This is a genomic window from Pseudomonas sp. GM84 (assembly GCF_000282535.1).
In the GTDB taxonomy this organism is placed as follows: Bacteria; Pseudomonadota; Gammaproteobacteria; order Pseudomonadales; family Pseudomonadaceae; genus Aquipseudomonas.
Genome location: NZ_AKJC01000126.1, coordinates 22354 through 42174, shown reverse-complemented (window position 1 = coordinate 42174; position 19821 = coordinate 22354). Strand labels below are relative to the sequence as shown.

The following is a 19821-nucleotide window of genomic DNA, read 5'->3' as shown; positions in this document are numbered from 1 at the left end:
CAAGGCAGGGCGTAGGCCATTACATAGTCGCCACGGTCAGTCGACTGACGGGCGCCGCCGGCGGTGATGACCACATACTGCTTGCCGGTCTTCGGCGAAACGTAGGTCATCGGGCCACCCTGGCTACCCACTGGCAGACGGGCTTTCCAGACTTCGTTGCCGTTGCTGCTGTCGTAGGCGCGCAGGTAGAAGTCCTGGGTGCCGGCGATGAACACCAGGCCGCCTTGGGTCGACAGGGTGCCGCCGAGGGTCGGCAGGCCGATCTTGATCGGCAGGTGCATGCGGATACCGAGGGGGCCGGTGTCTTCCACGGTACCCACTGGCACCTGCCAGGCGACCTGGCGGGTCTTCATGTCGATGGCGGTCAGGGTGCCGAACGGCGGCGCCTGGCACGGGATGCCGGCGACCGACAGGAAGCGGTTCTTGTTCACCGCATACGGGGTGCCCTTGAGCGGTACGGCGCCCATGCCGGTGTTCAACGCTTCGCCACCGGAGGCGGCCGAGCCCTTGTTCTGCGACGGGATCATCTGGATCCACAGGCCCAGGCGCATGTCGTTGACGAAGATGAAACCATGCACCGGGTCAGTGGAAATGCTGCCCCAGTTCATGCCACCCAACGAGCCCGGGAAGCTCAGCGACAGGTCGGTGCCTGGCGCGGTGTACAGGCCGTCGTAGCGCATCTTCTTGAAGTCGATGCGGCACAGCAGCTGGTCATACGGGGTGGCGCCCCACATGTCCGATTCGGTCAGGGTCTGCGCGCCGATCTGCGGCATGCCCACCGATTTGGGCTGGGTCGGGGAGTAGGGCTCGTTGGGGATGTTGCTGGGCTTGACCGGTACTTCGTCGACCTGGGTCAGCGGCTTGCCGGTGGCGCGGTCGAGCACGTAGATCTGCCCGGCCTTGGTGCCGATCACCACCGCAGGGACCGACTGGCCGTCGTCCTTGGTGAAGTCGATCAGGCTCGGCTGCATCGGCAGGTCGAAGTCCCAGAGGTCGTTGTGCACGGTCTGGAACACCCACTTTTCGTTGCCGGTGGTGGCGTCCAGGGCCAGTACCGAAGCGCCGTAGGTGTGGTCCAGCTTGCTGCGTTCGACGCCGTAGATGTCGGTGGACGACGAGCCCATCGGCAGGAATACGGTGTTCATCGCCGGGTCGTAGGACATCGGCGCCCAGCTGTTCGGGGTGCTGCGCACGTAGCTGCTGCCTTCGGCAGGCGCGTTGCGATCTTCCGGGTTGCCCGGGTCGAAGGCCCAGCGCATTTCACCGGTGATCACGTCGAAGCCACGGATCACGCCGCCAGGCATGTCGGTCTGGACGTTGTCGGCGACACGGCCGCCGACCACCACGGTGGTCCCGGCCATCAGCGGCGCGGACGACAGCTGGTAGTAGGAGTCCGGCACGTTACCCAGGCCGGCCATCAGGTTGACCTGGCCGTTGTTGCCGAAGCCCTGGCAGAACTCGCCGGTGTCGGCATCGACTGCGATCAGGCGACCGTCGATGGTGTTGGTCAGCAGGCGACGCTGGCAGTTGGCACCGGCCGCGACGCTGGCGACGGTGATCGGCGAGCTGTTCGGCTGGGTCGGCTGGGCGATGGCGGCCGTGGCGTCGAAGTAGGCCATGCCACGGCAACGCTGCCAGACCTTGGACTGGGCGTTGATCGCGTTCTTCCACAGCTCTTTGCCGGTGTCGGCGTCGAGGGCGATCAGGTTGTTGTGCGGGGTGCAGATGAACACCTTGTTGCCGACCTGCAGCGGGGTCAGCTGGTCTTCGGCACCGTTGCCGTCGCTGATCGCCACGTCACCGGTGTGGTAGGTCCAGGCCACTTTCAGCTTGTCGACGTTGTCGCGGTTGATCTGGTCCAGTGCGGCAAAGCGGCTGCCACCTTCGGTGTTGCCGTAGTGGGCCCAGTCTTTCTGACCCTTGCCGGCTTCGACCGGGGTCATGCCCGGGCCTTTACCGGTGGGCGCGACGCTTGGGTGGGCGACGAACATGTTGCCGGCAGCGATCACCAGCATCACGGCCAGCACGCCAGCGATGCCGTAGGCACCACGGCCGGTGCTGCCGCCATTGGCGCGCACCAGCAGCGGATAGACCGCCGCCACCACCATGCCGATCGCAGCGAACATGAACAGGCGCGAGAACAGTGGCCAGAACACCAGGCCGGTGTCGATCAGCGCCCACAGCGCGGTACCGACCAGGAATGCAGCGTACAGCCAGGCACCGGCCCGCTTGCGGCGGGCGATGAGGACACCGGCGATGGCCATGGCCAGGCCGCCGATCAGGAAGTACCAGGAACCGCCCAGGCCGGCCAGCTTGACGCCGCCAGCAGCCAGGAGAAGGCCGAGCAGGGCGATGATCACGCCCAGGCCGACCAGAATGAGTTTTGTGGCGCCAGAGGCGCGCGGTGTTTCGTTCATGCCAGGGATCTCAGCAGGTGGAATGCGCGCAGTTTAAGCCCTTAGCAAGCTAATTAACAAGTTAGTACATAATCTTGTGAGGCTGATTGTCGCAGGGCTGAACTCGCAGGCTTGTCGCGAAAAGTCTAGAACATGCGTTGAATATTGCAGAAAACAGGACCTTTGATTAGCCGCTTGAGGAGGGGCCAGACTTTTGTATTAGGCATGAAGGCCTGCCCCAGGCAGGCCCTTTTTTGCCTAGAACTGATAGTTCGCGGTGAGGATTGCTGCCCTGTCGGCGCCATACTCGATGGCCGAGGAGCGCGCGGCGTTGCCGTTTTGCTGGCGCACCCGTTCCACGTAGGCCTTGTCAAACAGGTTGTTGACGTTCAACTGCAGGTCAAGTTGCCGGTTCACCTGATAACCGAGCATGGCGTTGTGCAGCCAATAGGCATCGAGTTTGGCGGTGGTACTGGAAGTGACATTGCGTTCGCTGATATACCGGGCGCCATAGCCGAAGGTCCAGGCAGGGGTGAGCCGGTAGGTGGTCCACAGGTTCATCGAACGGGGCGGGGTGTTGGCCAGCGCATGCCCCTTGCTGGCGAAACTGTTGCCGCCTGCGGCCGCCTTGAGCGTCTCACTGTCGAGGAAGGTGTAGTTGGCGAATACCGTCCAGCGTTCGCTCAGATGGCCCGTGAGGCCAAGTTCCAGGCCTTGTACACGTTGTTTGCCGGACAGCTGGGTGGAGCCGTCAGCCAGCGTCTCGCGGGCGTTGCTCTTGACGATATGGAACAGCGCTGCATCGAGCTCCAATTGTTGGTCGAGCAACGCCCACTTGCTGCCGAGCTCCCAGGTCTGGTTTCGTTCCGGAGCAAGCCCTTCGGTTGCTGCGGTCAGGCCCCGGGCGTTACCGGCCAGAGATTCGGCCGACGGGTTGTAGGAGTTGCCCCAGGCAAGGTATACGCGGCCGTGTTCGGTTGGCTTGTAGACCAGCCCCGCGCGGCTGCTCACGGGGGTGTCGACGGAATTGAACGCCGAGGTGCGTACGTGGGCCGGTGAATAGCCTTTGGCGCTGCCGGCGAACCGGTCATGGCGCAGGCCAAGGTGCAGGTCCCAGCGTTCACTCAGGGCCACGGTGTCGAACAGGTAGATGGCCTGGTTGTCCAGCGCGGTTTCGCTGTACCCCGTGACAGCCTTTTCCACGGGGCCGTTCCAGTAACCGGGTGGGTTCCCCAGGTCGTAACCGTTGGCGGGGTAGCGCGTGGTGCCGAGGCCGTGATCGTAGGTTTTCAGGTCCAGCGTTTCGCGGGACAGCTCAACGCCGATTACCCAGTCGTGACCCATGCCCAAGAGCTGGTCGTGGCCTAGCAGGCTGGTCTGGCTGATCCACATCTGCGTGGTGGCGTCGCGGCCGTACCCTTGTGGCCCGGCCGGGCGGTAACGCCCAGGCGGCAAGCCCTCGGTGTTGACGTGGGAGGCGGACACCACCGTGTCACGCCTGAGCTGCCCATAGCGGGCCAGTTGCTGCAGTCGCAATCGCTCATTGAAGTCATGCTCCAGCTTGAGCGTGAGCTGGTTCTGTTCGATGTGTTCCTTGTCGAGGTTTTTCCAGCCGAAGTATTGCTTGCGCTCGACACCTGCCAGGCGCTTGCCATCCAGCGCCGGCACACCGTAGTCCGGCAGGTTGTCATCGCGCTGATGCACGGCGCTCAGGGTCAGCCAGGTGGCGTCGCCGAGGCCGAGTTGCAGGGCCGGGGCAATCCCCCAGCGTTTCTGGTCGATGCCGGGGCGACCGGGCACTTCGTTGCTGTGCGCCATCAGGTTGATACGCACGGCGCTACCCTGGCCGACATCGTTCAGTGGCTGGTTGCTGTCCAGGGTCAGGCGTTGATAGCCGGCGCTGCCCAGGCTGCCGCCCAGGTGGGTGAAAGCCTGCTGCTCGGGCTGCTTGCTGATCAGGTTGATGGTGCCACCGGTGGTGCCGGCCCCGCCGAACACTGAACTGGGGCCTTTGATGACCTCGACCTGTTCGGTGTTGAAGGTGTCGGAACGCGTGGTCTGGGCGCTGTCGCGCAGGCCGTCGACCTGGATATTGTTGCTGGCCGAGAAGCCGCGAATGTTGATGCTGTCGCCGGAGCCGCCACCGCCCTCACCGGCGTTGAAGGTGATACCGGAAACATTCGACAGCACCTGACGCAAGCCCAGCGCCTGTTGCTGGGCGAGCACAGGTGCAGGGACCACGGTGATGGTCTGTGGGGTATCGAGCAACGGGGCACTCTGTTTGATCGACGCCGAGCGTTCGGTACGTGGGCTGATCGCGGCTGGCGCCGTGACATCCGTTTCCTCCAGCTCGATCAAGGGTTGCGCAGCGAAGGCATTGCCACACAGGGAAGCGGCACCTAGGCCGAAGGCGGTGCTGCGCAGGGCACTGCGGATACTGCGGTCGGTCGTGAGGTCATGCATGTTTGAACGTCCAGCGTTGGAGAGTGAAGCCGAGCTGTGAGTGATTTTTCACAGGCGAGCGGGGGCACTGCGCCACGGCCACAGGCCGCGCAGGCATTTAGAAAGGATGAATTGGGGCGATCAGGTCAGTTGGCAGGCCAGGGCGTTGTGCTGTCGTAGAACACGGCCAGCCAGACGGTATGGGTGCCTTGGGCGGTCCATTCCACGCGATGTCGACAGTGCGCCGGGATGTCCAGGCAATCACCGGGTGCCAGCAACCGGGTGTGGGCTTCATGCTCCAGGCGCAGTCCGGCACTGCCGCTCAGCAGCAAGATCCATTCGCCTTCGGGCTGGTCGTACCAGAAGCCAGGCGGGCTGCACTGGCCACTGGAAACGATGCGCTCGATGCGCAGGCCAGGGCGTTTGAGCAGGTCGTCGACCCACTCTGGCGTGGCAGGGTCACAAGGGGGGAGAGGGGTCAGCACGTTGGTGGGTGTCATAGGAAAATCTCGCTCTTGGGGAGGTAATTCACTATGGACTTCATCGAAAGGCGGCGCGCTTCTTGACCGCCCATTCGGGATGTAGGAATTCTCTGAGACTTAAAGCAAAAGGGCACATCTGGACAAACTTTTGGCCAAGCGGCGGTGCCGCTGGACCTATCGGCCGAGCGGCAAGGCCACGCCGATCAAGGCAAACAAGCTCCCGCAGCAGCGATTGAAACCCTTGCCGCCCTTGGCCAACCAGGGCTTGATACGAAACGCCAGGCGCGCCAGCAGGTATTCGACTACGAACTCCACGCTGGCAAACGTGGCAGCCATGATCACGAACTGCAGGAACAATCCGCGCTGCGGGTCGATGAACTGCGGCAGGAACGCTCCATAGAACAGCAGCACTTTGGGGTTGGCCATGGCCGACAGCAGGCCCTGGCGGAACATGCCGGCGTTGCTCAAGCGTGCGGCCCGCGCATTCACTTCCAGGTGCAGTGCGGGGCTGCGCCAGAGTTGGATGCCCAGCCATACCAGGTAGGCCCCGCCTACCCACTTCAGCACGGTCAGCACCGATGCCGATGTCTGCAGCAGGGCTGTGAGGCCAAACATGGCCAAGGCGATCAATGCACTGAAACCGAACACCCCACCAACGATCGTGAACAAGGTCCGTCGCGCGCCGTACAGCGCGCCGTGGGTCAGGGCCAGCAAGCTGTTGGGGCCGGGGGTGAGCGACAGGCCGATGCTCGCCAGCAGGTAGATGAGCCAGGTATCCAGTGCCATGGAAAATGCCTTGTGTGTGCGAAGGCGGCCAGTTTAAGGGACGGCCCGGAATGCCAAGGGTATTATCTGGACATCCTATGGTGCTATCTGGACATTTGGCCATGCCCCCTGATATCCGTTTGCTGATCCTGCCACTGCCGGAATTCGCCCTGCTGCCCTTTGGCGCCTTTCTCGACAAGCTGCGATTCAGTGCAGACGATGAGGACTACAGCCGCCAACGCTATTGCGCCTGGACGCTGGGCAGCCTGACCGGCGAGCCCGTGGCGTCGAGCAGCGGGGCGGTGCTGCAGGTCGAGGCCATCGCCCAGCAGCGGCTGGCGGACTACCACTACCTGGTGCTGTTCGGCGGCCGCAACGCCGGGGCCACGGCGCGCCTCGCGCCGCATTACAAAAACCTGCTCAAGCGCGCGACGCGGGCTGGTGTGAAGCTGGTCGGCATCGACAATGCTGCGTTTCTGCTGGCGGCCTGCGGCTTGCTGGACGGGCACAAGGTGGTGGTGCACTGGCGGCATGAAGCCGAGTTCCGCGCCAGCTTCCCTCACCTTGAGGTACTGCGTGAACAGTTGTACTGCATCGACAGGGGGCGTATTACCTGCGCCGGCGGTACAGCCGCCATCGACCTTGCAGTGGAACTGCTGTCACACGGCTGTGGACGCGCCCGTGCGCTCAAAGGCCTGGCCGACATGCTGGTGGACGAGTATCGGGACAGCCGCCATGCCCTGCGTTCGCTGGAGGCCGGGGCAGGGCAAGGGCGTCAGGTGCAGCGCGCCCTGGCGCTGATGCGACACCACATGGCGGCGCGGCTGTCCATCGAGCAGCTGGCGGCCGAGCTGGGCATCAGCCGGCGGCAGCTGGACCGTCAGTTCCAGGCCAGCCATGGCATGAGCGCCAAGGCCTGGTGGCAGGAGATGCGCCTGCAGCAGGCGCGCTGGCGGTTGCTCAATTCCAGCCACAGCCTGGGGCAGATCGCCGATGAGGTGGGGTTGGGCGATGCCAGTTACCTGGGGAGATGCGTGCGGCAACGCTTTGGTTGCACGGCGCTGGCGTTGCGCGATGGCGCTGCGTGAGCGGGTGATGCAGCGGGCGTGGAGGCGTGGACCTGTGGGAGCGGGCTTGTCCCGCGAAAGGGCCGGCCCAGGCAACAGAGTTGCATGGCCAGGGCTTCGCCCTGGTTCGCGGGACAAGCCCGCTCCCACAGGGTCACTCCTGGAGGTTACTGCGGCGTGCCGAACAACCCCGTCCAGTAGATGCCGGCATCGCTCTTCGGGTCCACGGCATAGGCGGCGCCCATCTCGCGAAAATCCGGATTCATCAGCGTGGCGCAATGCCCGGGGCTGGCCAGCCAGCCATCCACCACCTTCTGCGCACTGTCGCGCCCGGCGGCGATGTTCTCGCCGATCTGCTGGTACAGGTATCCGGCCAGCTCCGCGCGGTCGCCCGGGGTGCGGCCATCGCGGTCGATGTGGTCGAAGAAATTCTGGTTGGCCATCGCCCGCGTATGGCCGGCCGCCACGCCGGCGAGGGCGGTGCTCCAGGTCAGCGCCGATGTCGCCGCGAACGGCTGGCCACCACATTGACGCGGTTCCTTGCGCGCCACATTGATGGCTTGCATCAGCTTCTGCCCCTCGGCCTGCCAATCACCCAGGCGCCCGCTCAACAAGGGGCGAGCCAGCACGATGCGCCAGTCGCGGCCTTCCTGGCTGACGCCGATATCGACGAACTGCGGGTCGAGCACCACCTGGCAGAAGCTCTCTTCGATGGCATGCATCGCGGCGCGGGCGTCGCGCGGGCCGGACAGACTGATGGCCTGGACGTTGACCATCGGGTAGGCGGCGCGGGTCATGGCCTGCTGCAGGTCGCGGGTGCCTTCCGGCGACAGCGCCAGGCGGGTGTCGCTATTGAGCGGTGGCAGTTCCAGCGATGCCTCGCCGCCACAGGGCTGGGCCTGGCTGCGGTAGGTATTGATCGACTCGATCAGCTGCGCCTCTTCGCCGGTGGCGGCCAGGCTCCCGGTCGTGACGACCAGGCCCAGCGTCAAGGCGGCAACGGATGACAGGACGCGCATGTGGATCTCCCTGTGACTGGCAGCGTCTTGGTATGCGCTGCTCATCCTACACAAGCCCAGGGCTTTTGGCCCGGAATCGTGCATCGCGAAGTAAACACCGGCAAAGGCTTGCAGGCGGCAAAAGAGGGGGTAGACCACAAGTCGACAAGAAAGTGCGAAATTCTTGGGAATGATTCCTGATATCGGCTAGAAACAATACGCAATTGATAATGATTGATATCCCTCGCGCGCGGGATGCCGACCCAATCGACTTCTGATGAGCAGGGTGTTCATCGGTCAGCGCGCCAACGCCTGGTTGGGCTTGTAGAACAGGAAATGCCGGGTCTCGGCCGTTTTGCGATAGGTCTTGGCCCAGTCGGGGTGCACGTTGCGGTCATGGAAGTACAACGCGCCCCCGGTCGAGTCCTTGAGCTGCTGGTTGAGCGCCTTGCGCGCGATCTCCTTGGCGATGTCATAGCGCTGCGCTTCCTCGACCTGGTCGGAGCGCCCGTCGCACCACCAGGAGAACTGGCAGGACTTGCTTTCGACCCCTTGCTTGACCACCCCGCAGATGGTGTCCGGGAAGCCCTCATGGCCCAGGCGGTTGAGCACCACGCTGGCGACCGCACTCATGTCCTTGGCATCGGCGCCCTTGGCTTCCCAGTAGATGGTGCGGGCAAGGCAGGTGATGCTGTCATCCATGGGCGCCTGGCCTGCCGGGTCGACAACCTTGACTTCACTGGGTGTCAGGGTTTCGGCCTTTTTTGGCGGCGGCGCGTCTTCGACGACTTTTTCTTCGAGCTTTTCGGCCTTGTCTTCGGCCACTGCGGCCTTGGCTGGCTCGACGGCCTGCAGAGGGCCTGCGAGCAGGGCCGCGGTCAATCCGATCAGCATCCACGAGCAGCGCATGGTCGAGCTTCCGTAGTGGGGGTTGCCTCACAGTCTAGCCAAACGCCATCACTTCAGCGTAAGCATTAATACCAAGGGCAAGGTTACGGCGGCGGCCACGGTCTGCAAGGCGATGATGGTGGCCATCAGCGGCGCGTTGCCCCCCATCTGCCGCGCCATGACATAGGACGAGGACGCTGTTGGCAGCGCCTGGAACAGCACCGCCACCACCGCCGCCTGGCCACCGAGGCCAAGCAGGCGGCACAGGCCCCAGGTGGTCAGTGGCATGACCAGGAACTTGAACGTCGATGCCGCCATCAGTGGCCGCACCTGCTGACCGAGGCTGGCACCGCCCAGGGCCGCGCCTACGCACAGCAGGCCCAGGGGCAGGGCAGCCTGGCCCAGGGCCTTTACCGTCGGTTCGAGGCCCGCAGGCAGGCCCATACCCGTCACCCGCAGCAGCAACCCGCCGGCGCAGCCGACGATCAGCGGGTTGGCGAAAATCGCCCGCAGCACCGTGGCGGGTGAGCTGTGGCGGGCGCTGAAGCGCGCGAACACCAGCACGCAGAGCAGGTTGACCAATGGCACGATGGCCGCGTTGGCAACGGCCGCCAGTGCAATCCCCGCACTGCCGTAGATGCCGGCGGCCAGGGTGGCGCCGATGTAGTTGTTGAAGCGCACGCCGCCCTGGAACACCGAGGTGAAGTCGGCGCCGTCGTGGTTCACCGCGCCCTGGTAGAGCACCAGCAGCACGGCACCGAGCAGGGTCGAGAGCATCAGTACACCCACCATGCCCAATACCGGTACGCCATCGAGGTTGGCGGTGGCCAGGCCGTGGAGGAACAGCGATGGCAGCAGCACGTAGTAGCTCAGGCGTTCGGCACCGGGCCAGAAGCTTTCGGCGAGAAAGCCACGGATGCGCAAGAGGGTGCCCAGGGCAATGAGCAGGATGATGGGCACCAGGGTGGTCAGCAGCAGGTGGAGCATGGCAGGTGTTCCGTGGTCGGGTACTGGCACAGGTTAGCGCGGCCGACAGGTCATTAAAAACGCGCATTTCTGCAGTCACCGTTGAGAAAAACTGCACTGTCAATATTGGCTGCATTGTGGGAGCGGGGTGGGTGCGGGGTGGGAGCGGGCTAGTCCCGCGACCTCTGTGGTCTGGGCGGGCCTCTTCGCGGGGCAGGCCCGCTCCCCCAGGGAGGAGGTGCCACTCATACCTGCAGTGCTGTCTTCACCACCGCACTCAAATGCCGTCGCTGGCTTTTTTCATGCTCCAGCAGCACCACCCGCCGTGTCAGTTGCGGCTCGCCGAAGGGCAGGCAGGTCGCGGGCGGCAGCCTCTGCACATCGTCGTCAGACATGGGAATGATCGCCACCCCCAACCCCATGACCGCCATGCGCGCCAGCGCTTCCTGGCTGTCCAGTTCCATCTGTTCGCTGACCTGCAGGTGCTGTCGGCGCAGTTCCTGCTCGATCTGCCGGCCGGCCCACGCACGCTTGTCAAAGCGCAGAAAAGGTTGGCTGGCCAACAGCTGTGGCAGGCTCTGGCCGGCGAGCTCAGGGCTGGCGATGGCCCAGAAGCGGTCTTCGAACAGCGGCGTGTAGTCGAGGTTCTGCGGATAGGGGCTGACGGGCTCGGTGGTGATCGCCGCATCCAGTTCACCGTCCTCCACGCGCCGCGCCAACTCCGCAGACATCCCCGAGGCCACGCTGATGTGCAGATCCGGGTGATGCGCCTTGATCCACACCAGCGCGTTGGGCAGACGGCGGGCGAGTACCGTGTGAATCGCCCCGAGCCGCAGGCAGCCACGCAGGCTCGGGCCGCTGGCCAGGGCGTCGGCCAGTTCGTCATACGCCGCCAGGATGGTCTCGGCGCGTGCCACGGCCAGCTGGCCGGCTTCGGTCAGCAGCACCTGGCGGCGGCTGCGGTCGAACAGCACGACCTGCAATTCCTCTTCCAGGGTCTTGATGTGCAGGCTCACCGCCGACGGGGTCAGGCTGAGCAGGTCCGCGGCACGGGCGAAGGTGCCGTGGCGGGCGATGGTCACCAGGGTGCGCAGGGCTTTGAGGGACACGCGGGCAGGCTCCGGGGTTGAGCGGGCGATGCGGCATTGTGTTTCAGTCTGTGGCTGGAGGGAATGCCTGGCGGCCTGGGCAGTCCCAGCTGTTACGCGGGTAGCAACGCCCGTGTTTCACACGCCATGGAGAAACTACATGAAAGCAGCGCTATTCACTGCCTTGCTGGCCTCTGCCGGCTTCGCCCAGGCCGCGCAGACGGTGGAACTCAAGCTCGCCGGGCCAGACGGCCCAGGCAAGTCGATCGGTACCATCAGCATCGAGCAGAACCCGTACGGTACTTTGCTCACGCCGGACCTGAAGGACCTGCCGCCCGGCGTACATGGCTTCCACCTGCACCAGAATCCTTCCTGCGCTCCAGCAGAAGAAAACGGCAAGCCCGTGCCCGCGGGCGCTGCAGGCGGCCACTGGGACCCCAGCTCAAGCAATGCGCACAAGGGACCGTATGACGACAGTGGCCACCGCGGCGACCTGCCAGCGCTGTATGTCGGTGCTGACGGCAAGGCCAGCTACCCGGTACTGGCGCCCAGGCTGAAGGTCGCCGACTTCAAGGGGCATGCCTTGATGGTGCATGCCGGGGCAGACAATCACAGCGACCATCCCGAAAAGCTGGGCGGTGGTGGTGCCCGTGTCGCCTGTGGGGTAGTGCAGTAACTCGCGTTTCAGGGTAGCGCCGCTGCCTGCTGCAGGTTCATCGACCGGGTTTCCGGCGCCATCGCCCAGCTCACCAGCAACCCCAGCAGGGTGATGGCCGCCGCGGCATACAGGGTCGGAGCGATGCCGTAGTCCTGCAGCGAGATCGGTACCAGGTAAGTGCCCAGCGCTGCGCCAATGCGCGACAGCGAAGTACCGAGGCCGACCGCCTGGGTACGAATTTCGGTCGGGAAGATCTCGTTGGGATAGACCAGCGCCAGCACCTGCGCCCCGCCAATGGCCACGGCGTAGAGGCCGAACAACAGCAGGATCAGCGCAGTATTGCTGTCGTGGAATGCCCCCAGGCCGAGCAGTGCCAGCCCCGAGAACAGGAAGCTGGCAAGCAGCAGGTTGCGCCGGCCCAGCGCGTTGATCAGGTGTGCGGCCAGCGCGCAGCCGATCACGAACAGCAAGGTGATCACCAGTGAGCCGAGCGAGGCCATGTCACCCTTGAGGTTGAGCGCGTCCATCACCTTTGGGGCAAAGGCGTACACGGCAAACAACGGGATCACCGAACAGCTCCAGAACAGCGCGACGAACAACATGCGCCGCCCGTAGCCGGCGCGCACCAGGCTCCATGCCGACAGCGTGCTTGTGCGCGGCTCTTCCGGCAGGTCCTTGAGCGAATAGTCGTTGCCGTACACGGCCTTGATGATTTGCTCGGCTTCGGCATGGCGCCCCTTGCTCAGCAGCCAGCGCGGCGATTCTGGAGTACCCAGGCGCACCAGCAGCAACAAGGCGCCGAACAGCGCAGCACTGGCCAGTACCAGGCGCCAGGCGTCCGGCCCACCCAGGCGTAACAGCAATTCGCCCAGCCCATAGGCCAGCGCCGCACCCGCGAACCAGATGATCACGAAGGCCGCCAGGCGCGGGCCGCGGTACTTGCGTGGCATGAACTCGACCATCATCGAAGTGGCCACCGGGTATTCGATGCCGACCGCCACGCCGATCACCAGCCGCAGCAGGAACAGCGTCGCTGCGTCCTGTACCCAGTACTGGCCCAGCGACGCGAGCACGAACAGCACGGGACCGACGAAGTACATGCGCCGCCGGCCGAACACATGGGTCAGCCAGCCGCCGAGCAAGCCGCCGAAGAAAATGCCGATCAGCGCCGAGGCGGCGATCATGCCTTCCCAGAAGCTGTCCAGACTCAAGGCGTTGCTGATGGGCATCAGGGCGATGCCGATCAGGCTCAACACATAGCCGTCGACGAACGAGCCGCCGGCGGAGCGCAAGGTGAGCAGGCGGTGGAAGCGGTTCAGGGGTAGATCTTCGATCGAGCGAAGCGGGTGGGTCATGAAGTCTCCTGGTACAGCTGGACTGTTGTTTTTGTAGGGCTGCTACTCAGCGTCGCAAGGTAGTGCGGTGATGCGCGGAAAAGTCGAGGGGCATCCCTGGCGGGCTAGCCCGCCAGGAGGTGCTAGAGGTCGATCAGCAGATCGGAAGTGGGGCGGCTGCAGCACAGCAGGCGCAGGCCTTTGTCGATTTCACGCTGGCGGATGCCGCCGTTGTGTTTCATCTCGACGCTGCCTTCGAGCACCGCCGTCTTGCAGGTGCCGCAGACGCCCTGGCTGCAGGACGAAGGCACGATGGCGCCCGCTTTCTTTGCAGCAGCCAATACCGTTTGCTCGGCGTTCATGGTGAAGGTCTTGCCCGAGCGCGCCAGCCGAACGGTGAAGGTGTCTTGTGTCTGGCCGGCGTCGCTGCCCGGCGCGGGGGCCGATAGCGGTGCTTCGGCACTGATGTCGAAGCTCTCCTGGTGGTAGCGCGCCAGGTCGAAGCCGGCGCCCTCAAGCAGCGTCTTCACGGCGTCCATGTAGCCTTTGGGGCCGCAGGTGAAGACTTCGCGCTCCATGAAATCCGGGATCTGCCGCTGCAACGCCTCGTGCGACAAACGCCCGATCGGCCCGCTCCAGTTCGCCTCGTCGCCTTTGCTCTCGCAGAAGAACAGCGTGCGCAGTTGGCCCATGCTGCCTTCCAGGCGCGCCAGTTCGCTGCGGAAGATGATGTCCTTTGGCGTACGCGCGCTGTGCACGAAGACGATGTCGAGGTCAGCGTGCAAGTCGGCCGCGGCGCGGGTCATGGCCATCAGCGGCGTCACGCCGGAACCGGCAGACAGGTACAACAGCTTGCGCGCAGCACCCGCCACCGGGGTGAAGATGCCGGCCGGGCCCGATGCCGCCAGCGCACCGCCTGCGCGCAGGTTGTCGTGCAGCCAGTTGGAAACCACACCGCCCGCCACCCGCTTGACCGTGATGGAAAAGGTGAACGGCCGGGTCGGCGTCGAGGACAGGGTGTAGCAGCGCGACACGCTCTGCCCGTCGATCACGGGCGACACGGTGAGGAACTGCCCGGGTTCATAGGCCAGGGCCGGGTAGTCGGGGCAGAGGAAGGTGAACGTCTTCACGTCGTGGGTTTCGTCCACCACGCTCAGGCACTCGATGCGCTGGCTGTCGCCGCTGGCCCACTGGGCACCGAAGGCGCACCAGTGGTCGCTGTCGGCGAAGCGCTGGTCGGCACGCAGGCCGGGGATGTTCTGGAAGGTACTCATGGCGCGACCTCAGACGCCATGCGCAGCGAGGCGCGCGGCATACCAGCGGGAGAATTGGTCGACGTAGCTCTCGGTGAAGGCCGAGAACGGGCCGGGTGCGTAACCGGGGTCCTGGGTGCCGCTGTGGGTGATGCCGACCAGGCTGGCATCCTGCTGGTTGGTGGCGACCCACACCTCGGTGAGCTGCTGCAGGTCGTAGTCGACACCTTCCACGGCATCCTTGTGCACCAGCCACTTCGAGCGCACCAGGGTGCGGTCTGGCGACAGCGGGATGATGTAGGTGATGACGGCGTGGTCGCTCATCACATGGGTCCACGAGTTGTGCGTCCACAGATGGGTGTCGCCGAGGTCGCGCCGGGTCAGCTCGCCGAACAGCCGGGTGCAAGCCACTTCGGTGCTGAGGGTCTGGGATTCGCCCCGGCCGGCGATCACCAGCCTCTGGGTGCGGAACTGGGTCACGGCGTCTTCGCCGAGGTACTCCACGGCGGCACAGAGGTGGCCCTGGCTTTCCCAGTCACGCTGGGCGTCGGCGTTGCGCTGGAAGTATTCGTCCAGGGCCTTGAGCGAGTCCTCGCCCATGTTGTCGGTGCAGAAACCGAAGTCCTCCGGCAGGAACGAGGCGGTCAGCTCCGGGTGGGTGCCCGCGCAGTGGTAGCACTCGCGGTTGTTCTCCATCACCAGCTTCCAGTTGCCGTTCTCGATGATTTCCGCCTCGTAGGCGATCTTGCTGTTGGTCAGGTCATAGGGCGCGAAGCGTGGCGTCAGGGTCTGTTCCAGCACGCTGATGTCTGCCGGCGGCGTGTCCGCCAGGCAGACGAAGATGTGCGTGCCCACCACTTTGCAATGCACCGCGCTCAGGCTGCGGCACTTGGGGTCGAAGTCCTTGCCCATGTGGGCGGCGTGCTTGAGGCTGCCGTCCAGGTCGTAGGTCCATTGGTGGTAGGGGCAGACCAGCATGCCCACGGTGGACTTGCCGGCTTCCTTCAGGCGTGCGCCGCGGTGGCGGCAGACATTGCGGTAGGCGCGTACCTGTTCGTCGTCGTCGCGCACCAGGATGATCGACGCCTTGCCGATGTCGATGGTCGAGACATCGCCCGGTTCGGCGATATCGGCGGTGACGCCGACCAGGATCCAGTGCTGGTTGAAGAAGATCTGCAGGTCGGTTTCGAACACATCCTGGCGGCCGAACAGCTGGCCGTTCATGCCGAAACCGGGTTGACGCAGGGCAATCAGTTGACGATGGCTTGGGGTGACAGGCGCAATGTTCATTATTTTCCTCAGGCACTTTGTCAGTACATTACGAATGCTGTGTTCGCAGTATCAGAACGGCCTGAAAAAGCGTCAACGCGCCTTATTTTCCACTTCGTATCACTTTAAGTTATGCGAGATTCCAGCTGCTGCGAGGCGGCCTGAACACCCCTAGTCGACCGGCAGTGCATCGCGCAACCAGTCCACCAGGCCCAGTACCGTGGGTGTGAAGTCGCGCCCGTGCGGCACCACCAGGTAGTACGCCTCGCGCGGGCGCACCACCAGGTCGGTCAGCCGTACCAATTCACCGCTCGCCAGCAGGTGATCGAGCATCCGCCCCCAGCCCAGGGCCACGCCATGTCCTTGCAGGGCGGCCTGGATGGTGTCGGTGTAGAGGTGGCTGCGCAGGCTGTAGCGCAGTTTCGGCGGGTTTTCCCCCAGCTCGCGGAACCAGGTTGGCCAGGTCATCCAGCCTTCGGTGGTGGCGTCGGCGTCGAGCAGGTCGGTGCGGTACAGCGCCTCCAGCGAATCGACCGGCGCCTGGCGCGCCAGCCACTGCGGCGAGCACACCGGAAAGATCTCTTCCTCGAACAGCTTCACCGCACTGCCATCTTCCCAGCGGCCGTTGCCATAGCGCACCAGCAGGTCGACATCGTGGTTGCGCAGGTCGCCGGTGAACATCTGCGTGGCCAGGCGCAGGCGCACCTGGGGCAGGGCGACGCGCAACTTGCCCAGGCGCGGCATGACCCGCAACTGGGAGAAGGTCGCCGTGGTGCTGAGCACCAGCTCCTGTTCCTCGCCCCCTTCGCTGAGGCGGTCGAACACCGAGGCAATCTTCTGCAGCGAGTCGGAAACGACCGTGAACAAGGCCTGCCCCTCGCTGGTCAGGCGGATGCTGCGGTGCAGGCGCTGGAACAACTGCGCACCGATGTTTTCCTCAAGCTGGCGAACCTGTTTGCTCACCGCCGCCTGGGTCACGCCCAGCTCCTGGGCGGCCAGGGTGAAGCTGCCGTGACGGGCCACCGCCTCGAATTCGAGCAGGGCGGTCATGGAAGGAATGATGCGCCGGTAACCTTTGTGCTTGCTGCCGTTTTCTTGTGTTTTCATGCGACGTCCTGGCAAGGCGCGACGCGCTGTTGCGCGTTGCGCGCAGACAGTGGCAGAAAAATCGCGAGGGCGATAGGCCTCAGCGCTGGCGCTCGGCGACGGCGCGCAAGGTCCGCAAGGTGACCACCGGCGCATCGACCACGAAGCGGTTGGCCAGCCAGCCTGGCACGTCGCCGGCCGGGTCTGCCTTGAGCTGGTAGGTCACTTCGGTTTCGCGCTCTCCCAGCGGTTTCATCACCCATTCACCGCTCAGGTGCTGCACGCGGATCAGCCCTGGCTCTTCGGGCAGCTTGCCGGGCTCGGCGCTCAGGTGGCGCACCAGGGTGCCGTCGTCCAGGCGCTCGGTGGTGACCTTGAGGATGATGTCGCGCGGCAATGTCGGCCAGGGCAGGTTGGTGGTCAGGTAGACCCAGGTGCTGTCGCCGTCGACCTCGACCAGGCGCATCTGGTCACAGGCATACAGCCACTTGCAGGCTACCCGCAGGTTCTCCTGCAGGTCGACGAGGGTGCGCACGCTGGCTTTGATGGTGCTGACGCCGCGAAATTGCTGGTAGGGGGAGTCCGCCACGCCGCTGAGGTAGACGCGAATGCCCTCGCGGTCGTAGGCCAGGCTCCAGCCATCGTCGGCCAGGGCGCCGGTGGACAGCAGCAGGGCGGCAAGCAGCAGGCAGCGGTTCATGGCAATTACCGCGCAACAGGGGAACCTGCAGTATGCGCGGCAAACAAAAAGCCCGCCAGAATGGCGGGCTTCTTCAAGCAGCCTGGGCTCAGCGCTGCGGGTTGAGCGTCAGGTGCACGTGGCGGTTGACGTCCTTGTACAGCAGGTAGCTGAAGTTGCCTGGACCGCCGGCGTAGCAGGCTTGCGGGCAGAAGGCGCGCAGCCACATGAAGTCGCCGGCTTCCACTTCGACCCAGTCCTGGTTCAGGCGGTACACCGCCTTGCCTTCGAGCACGTACAGGCCGTGTTCCATCACGTGGGTTTCAGCGAACGGGATCACGCCGCCCGGCTGGAAGGTGACGATGTTGACGTGCATGTCGTGGCGCATGTCGGCCATGTCGACGAAACGGGTGGTTTTCCAGCGGCCTTCGGTGCCCGGCATTTCGATGACGGTGGCGTTGTCGCGGTGGGTGACGAACGACTCGGGGATGTCCAGGCCCTCGACCTTCTGGTAGTGCTTGCGCAGCCAGTGGAAGGTGACGTTGGACTTGCTGTTGTTGCGCAGGCTCCACTCGGCGCCCGGGGCCAGGAAGGCGTAGCCGCCCGGTACCAGGGTGTGGTGTTTGCCTTCAACGGTGATGTCCAGCTCGCCTTCGACGATGAACACCACGGCTTCTGCGTTCGGGTCCAGCTCAGGGCGCTCGCTGCCGCCTTCCGGGGCCAGTTCGACGATGTACTGGGAGAAGGTTTCGGCAAAGCCGGTCAGCGGGCGGGCGATGACCCACATGCGCATCTTGTCCCAGAACGGCAGGTGGCTGGTGACGATGTCGCGCATCACGCCTTTGGGAATGACAGCATAGGCTTCGGTGAACATGGCACGGTCAGTCAGCAGCTCGGTTTGAGCCGGGTGCCCACCGTGGGGGGCGAAGTAGGAGTGATTCGACATGGACGGTCTCGACTTGTTGTTCTCTCCCCGTGCCTTGGACCACACCGGCCGGTGCGTGCAGGGGATGTACGGACAGCATATGGGGCAGTCCGTGGCATCCACAAATTAAATGTTGAAATACCCGGTATTTGCTTACTGAATGCGGACCTGCTGGCCTGCGTGAGCCTCGGGTAGCCGGTCGCCCTTGCCGAACAGCTTGTGCCGCAAGGTGCCGTCGCTGTACCCCAGCGGGTAGCGGCCGCGACGTTGCAGCGCTGGCACCAGCAGGTCGACGACATGTGTCAGATCATCCGGCTGCACGGCGTAGGTCAGGTTGAAACCGTCGATGCCGGTCTGGTCGAGCCAGTGTTCCAGCTGGTCGGCAATGCCCTCTGGGTCGCCCACCAATACCGGGCCACGGCCACCGAGGCCGACAAATTCCGCAGCCTCGCGCACGGTCCAGCGTCGGTTCGGGTCGGCGGTGGTGAAGGCCGCCAACGCGGCGCGGCCGGCGTCGTTCTCGACGTACTCGATGTGGGTGTCGGGGTCGAGGCCGGCGAAGTCGATGCCGGTCCATCCCGAAAGCAGGGCGAGGGCGGCGTCCAGGTCGACATAGCGGCGGTACTCGGCAAAGCGCGCCTGGGCCTCTTCACGGGTGGGGGCAACGATCAGCAGCGCCTGGGCATAGATCAGCACTTCGTCTCGGCCACGCCCGGCCACTTCGCTGGCCTGCCGGATGCCGTCGGCATAGCGGCGCAGCACCGTGGGCGTCGGCCCGCTGATGAACACACACTCGGCATGCCGCGCGGCGAACTGCTGGCCACGCGCCGAGGCACCGGCCTGGAACAGCACCGGGGTGCGTTGCGGCGAAGGCTGGCACAGGTGCATGCCGGGCACCTGGAAATGCTCGCCGGCGTGATTGATGGCGTGCACCTTGCTCGGTTCGATGTAGCGGCCAGTGTCGCGCTCCAGCTGTACGGCGTCGTCGTCCCAGCTCTTTTCCCAGAGCTTGTACAGCACCTCCAGGTACTCCTCGGCCAGGTCGTAGCGCTGGTCGTGGCCAAGCTGGCGGGCCAGGCCCAGGTTGCGCGCGGCGCTGTCCAGGTAACCGGTGACGATGTTCCAGCCGACCCGGCCATTGCTCAGGTGGTCGAGGGTCGACATGCGCCGGGCGAATGGGTAGGGGTGTTCGTAGGTCAGCGAGAAGGTCACGCCAAAGCCCAGGTGCTCGGTTACCCCGGCCATGGCCGGCACCAGCAGCAGCGGGTCGTTGACCGGCACTTGCACGCCGCCGCGCAGGGCGGCTTGCGGGCCGCCCTGGTAGACGTCGTAGATGCCCAGCACATCGGCGATGAACAAGGCGTCGAACAGCCCGCGTTCGAGCAGGCGCGCCAGGTCAGTCCAGTAGTCCAGGCGGTTGAAGGCCACGCTGGTGTTGCGCGGGTGGCGCCACAGCCCAGGCGACTGGTGGCTGGCGGCATTCATGCTGAAGGCGTTGAAGCGGATCGGGCGGGGCATGGCGCAG

The 19821-nt window shown here is 64.9% G+C and carries 17 protein-coding genes; 2 read left to right on the top strand and 15 right to left on the bottom strand.

Annotated elements, in window-relative coordinates:
• The 4 genes from PMI38_RS11425 to PMI38_RS11410 form a co-directional block, all read right to left on the bottom strand.
• A partial coding sequence (locus tag PMI38_RS11425) for a glucose/quinate/shikimate family membrane-bound PQQ-dependent dehydrogenase (protein ID WP_008093936.1) occupies nucleotides 1-2417 on the bottom strand: 2417 nt, incomplete at its 3' end.
• A 237-nt stretch (nucleotides 2418-2654) separates the two neighbouring features.
• On the bottom strand, nucleotides 2655-4859 hold the full coding sequence (locus tag PMI38_RS11420; protein WP_008093935.1) for a TonB-dependent receptor: 2205 nt from the start codon (nucleotides 4857-4859) through the stop codon (nucleotides 2655-2657).
• Between the two features lie 125 nt (nucleotides 4860-4984).
• On the bottom strand, nucleotides 4985-5338 hold the full coding sequence (locus tag PMI38_RS11415) for a hypothetical protein (RefSeq protein ID WP_008093934.1): 354 nt from the start codon (nucleotides 5336-5338) through the stop codon (nucleotides 4985-4987).
• Between the two features lie 156 nt (nucleotides 5339-5494).
• The gene (locus PMI38_RS11410; RefSeq protein ID WP_008093933.1) at nucleotides 5495-6106 is read right to left on the bottom strand and encodes a LysE family translocator; all 612 of its coding nucleotides are present in this window, start codon (nucleotides 6104-6106) and stop codon (nucleotides 5495-5497) included.
• Between the two features lie 101 nt (nucleotides 6107-6207).
• Between PMI38_RS11410 and PMI38_RS11405 the strand changes: the two genes are divergently transcribed.
• Nucleotides 6208-7173, top strand: coding sequence for a GlxA family transcriptional regulator (locus tag PMI38_RS11405; protein WP_008093932.1), 966 nt, complete (start codon nucleotides 6208-6210; stop codon nucleotides 7171-7173).
• Nucleotides 7174-7319: 146 nt separating this feature from the next.
• On the opposite strand, the gene PMI38_RS11400 is transcribed toward PMI38_RS11405, so the two are convergent.
• The 4 genes from PMI38_RS11400 to PMI38_RS11385 form a co-directional block, all read right to left on the bottom strand.
• The gene (locus PMI38_RS11400) at nucleotides 7320-8171 is read right to left on the bottom strand and encodes a CAP domain-containing protein (protein WP_008093930.1); all 852 of its coding nucleotides are present in this window, start codon (nucleotides 8169-8171) and stop codon (nucleotides 7320-7322) included.
• Between the two features lie 276 nt (nucleotides 8172-8447).
• Nucleotides 8448-9059 (bottom strand): cell wall hydrolase, encoded by a 612-nt coding sequence (locus tag PMI38_RS11395; RefSeq protein ID WP_008093928.1) that lies wholly within the window; start codon nucleotides 9057-9059, stop codon nucleotides 8448-8450.
• 48 nt (nucleotides 9060-9107) lie between these two features.
• The gene (locus tag PMI38_RS11390) at nucleotides 9108-10025 is read right to left on the bottom strand and encodes an AEC family transporter (RefSeq protein ID WP_008093925.1); all 918 of its coding nucleotides are present in this window, start codon (nucleotides 10023-10025) and stop codon (nucleotides 9108-9110) included.
• A gap of 224 nt (nucleotides 10026-10249) precedes the next feature.
• Nucleotides 10250-11113 (bottom strand): LysR family transcriptional regulator, encoded by an 864-nt coding sequence (locus PMI38_RS11385; protein ID WP_008093924.1) that lies wholly within the window; start codon nucleotides 11111-11113, stop codon nucleotides 10250-10252.
• Nucleotides 11114-11252: 139 nt separating this feature from the next.
• Here PMI38_RS11385 and sodC point away from each other — a divergent pair, with 139 nt between their 5' ends.
• Nucleotides 11253-11768, top strand: coding sequence for a superoxide dismutase family protein (gene sodC, locus PMI38_RS11380; protein WP_008093921.1), 516 nt, complete (start codon nucleotides 11253-11255; stop codon nucleotides 11766-11768).
• A gap of 8 nt (nucleotides 11769-11776) precedes the next feature.
• Here sodC and PMI38_RS11375 read toward each other — a convergent pair whose 3' ends face one another.
• The 7 genes from PMI38_RS11375 to PMI38_RS11345 form a co-directional block, all read right to left on the bottom strand.
• Nucleotides 11777-13105 carry an MFS transporter gene (locus tag PMI38_RS11375; RefSeq protein WP_008093919.1) on the bottom strand — a complete coding sequence of 443 codons (1329 nt, stop codon included), beginning with the start codon at nucleotides 13103-13105 and terminating at the stop codon, nucleotides 11777-11779.
• Nucleotides 13106-13227: 122 nt separating this feature from the next.
• Complete coding sequence (locus PMI38_RS11370; protein WP_008093918.1) at nucleotides 13228-14358, bottom strand: hybrid-cluster NAD(P)-dependent oxidoreductase; 1131 nt, start codon at nucleotides 14356-14358, stop codon at nucleotides 13228-13230.
• 9 nt (nucleotides 14359-14367) lie between these two features.
• The gene (locus tag PMI38_RS11365; RefSeq protein WP_008093916.1) at nucleotides 14368-15627 is read right to left on the bottom strand and encodes an aromatic ring-hydroxylating oxygenase subunit alpha; all 1260 of its coding nucleotides are present in this window, start codon (nucleotides 15625-15627) and stop codon (nucleotides 14368-14370) included.
• A gap of 150 nt (nucleotides 15628-15777) precedes the next feature.
• Entirely contained in the window at nucleotides 15778-16713 is a 936-nt protein-coding gene (locus PMI38_RS11360) for a LysR substrate-binding domain-containing protein (protein ID WP_008093914.1), read from the bottom strand.
• Between the two features lie 79 nt (nucleotides 16714-16792).
• Nucleotides 16793-17392 carry an START domain-containing protein gene (locus tag PMI38_RS11355; RefSeq protein ID WP_008093912.1) on the bottom strand — a complete coding sequence of 200 codons (600 nt, stop codon included), beginning with the start codon at nucleotides 17390-17392 and terminating at the stop codon, nucleotides 16793-16795.
• 88 nt (nucleotides 17393-17480) lie between these two features.
• A complete protein-coding gene (locus tag PMI38_RS11350; protein WP_008093910.1) occupies nucleotides 17481-18317 on the bottom strand; it encodes a bifunctional allantoicase/(S)-ureidoglycine aminohydrolase in 837 nt (278 codons plus the stop codon).
• Nucleotides 18318-18449: 132 nt separating this feature from the next.
• Nucleotides 18450-19814, bottom strand: coding sequence for an LLM class flavin-dependent oxidoreductase (locus PMI38_RS11345; protein WP_008093909.1), 1365 nt, complete (start codon nucleotides 19812-19814; stop codon nucleotides 18450-18452).
• Nucleotides 19815-19821 lie beyond the last annotated feature (7 nt).

Bases quoted from the DNA above. Each gene is read 5' to 3' on its own strand.
- PMI38_RS11365 (WP_008093916.1), bottom strand. From the start codon at position 15,627: ATGAACATTGCGCCTGTCACCCCAAGCCATCGTCAACTGATTGCCCTG.
- PMI38_RS11395 (WP_008093928.1), bottom strand. From the start codon at position 9,059: ATGCGCTGCTCGTGGATGCTGATCGGATTGACCGCGGCCCTGCTCGCA.
- PMI38_RS11375 (WP_008093919.1), bottom strand. From the start codon at position 13,105: ATGACCCACCCGCTTCGCTCGATCGAAGATCTACCCCTGAACCGCTTC.
- PMI38_RS11420 (WP_008093935.1), bottom strand. From the start codon at position 4,859: ATGCATGACCTCACGACCGACCGCAGTATCCGCAGTGCCCTGCGCAGC.
- PMI38_RS11415 (WP_008093934.1), bottom strand. From the start codon at position 5,338: ATGACACCCACCAACGTGCTGACCCCTCTCCCCCCTTGTGACCCTGCC.
- PMI38_RS11410 (WP_008093933.1), bottom strand. From the start codon at position 6,106: ATGGCACTGGATACCTGGCTCATCTACCTGCTGGCGAGCATCGGCCTG.
- PMI38_RS11400 (WP_008093930.1), bottom strand. From the start codon at position 8,171: ATGCGCGTCCTGTCATCCGTTGCCGCCTTGACGCTGGGCCTGGTCGTC.
- sodC (WP_008093921.1), top strand. From the start codon at position 11,253: ATGAAAGCAGCGCTATTCACTGCCTTGCTGGCCTCTGCCGGCTTCGCC.
- PMI38_RS11370 (WP_008093918.1), bottom strand. From the start codon at position 14,358: ATGAGTACCTTCCAGAACATCCCCGGCCTGCGTGCCGACCAGCGCTTC.
- PMI38_RS11360 (WP_008093914.1), bottom strand. From the start codon at position 16,713: ATGAAAACACAAGAAAACGGCAGCAAGCACAAAGGTTACCGGCGCATC.
- PMI38_RS11405 (WP_008093932.1), top strand. From the start codon at position 6,208: ATGCCCCCTGATATCCGTTTGCTGATCCTGCCACTGCCGGAATTCGCC.
- PMI38_RS11355 (WP_008093912.1), bottom strand. From the start codon at position 17,392: ATGAACCGCTGCCTGCTGCTTGCCGCCCTGCTGCTGTCCACCGGCGCC.
- PMI38_RS11390 (WP_008093925.1), bottom strand. From the start codon at position 10,025: ATGCTCCACCTGCTGCTGACCACCCTGGTGCCCATCATCCTGCTCATT.
- PMI38_RS11345 (WP_008093909.1), bottom strand. From the start codon at position 19,814: ATGCCCCGCCCGATCCGCTTCAACGCCTTCAGCATGAATGCCGCCAGC.
- PMI38_RS11350 (WP_008093910.1), bottom strand. From the start codon at position 18,317: ATGTCGAATCACTCCTACTTCGCCCCCCACGGTGGGCACCCGGCTCAA.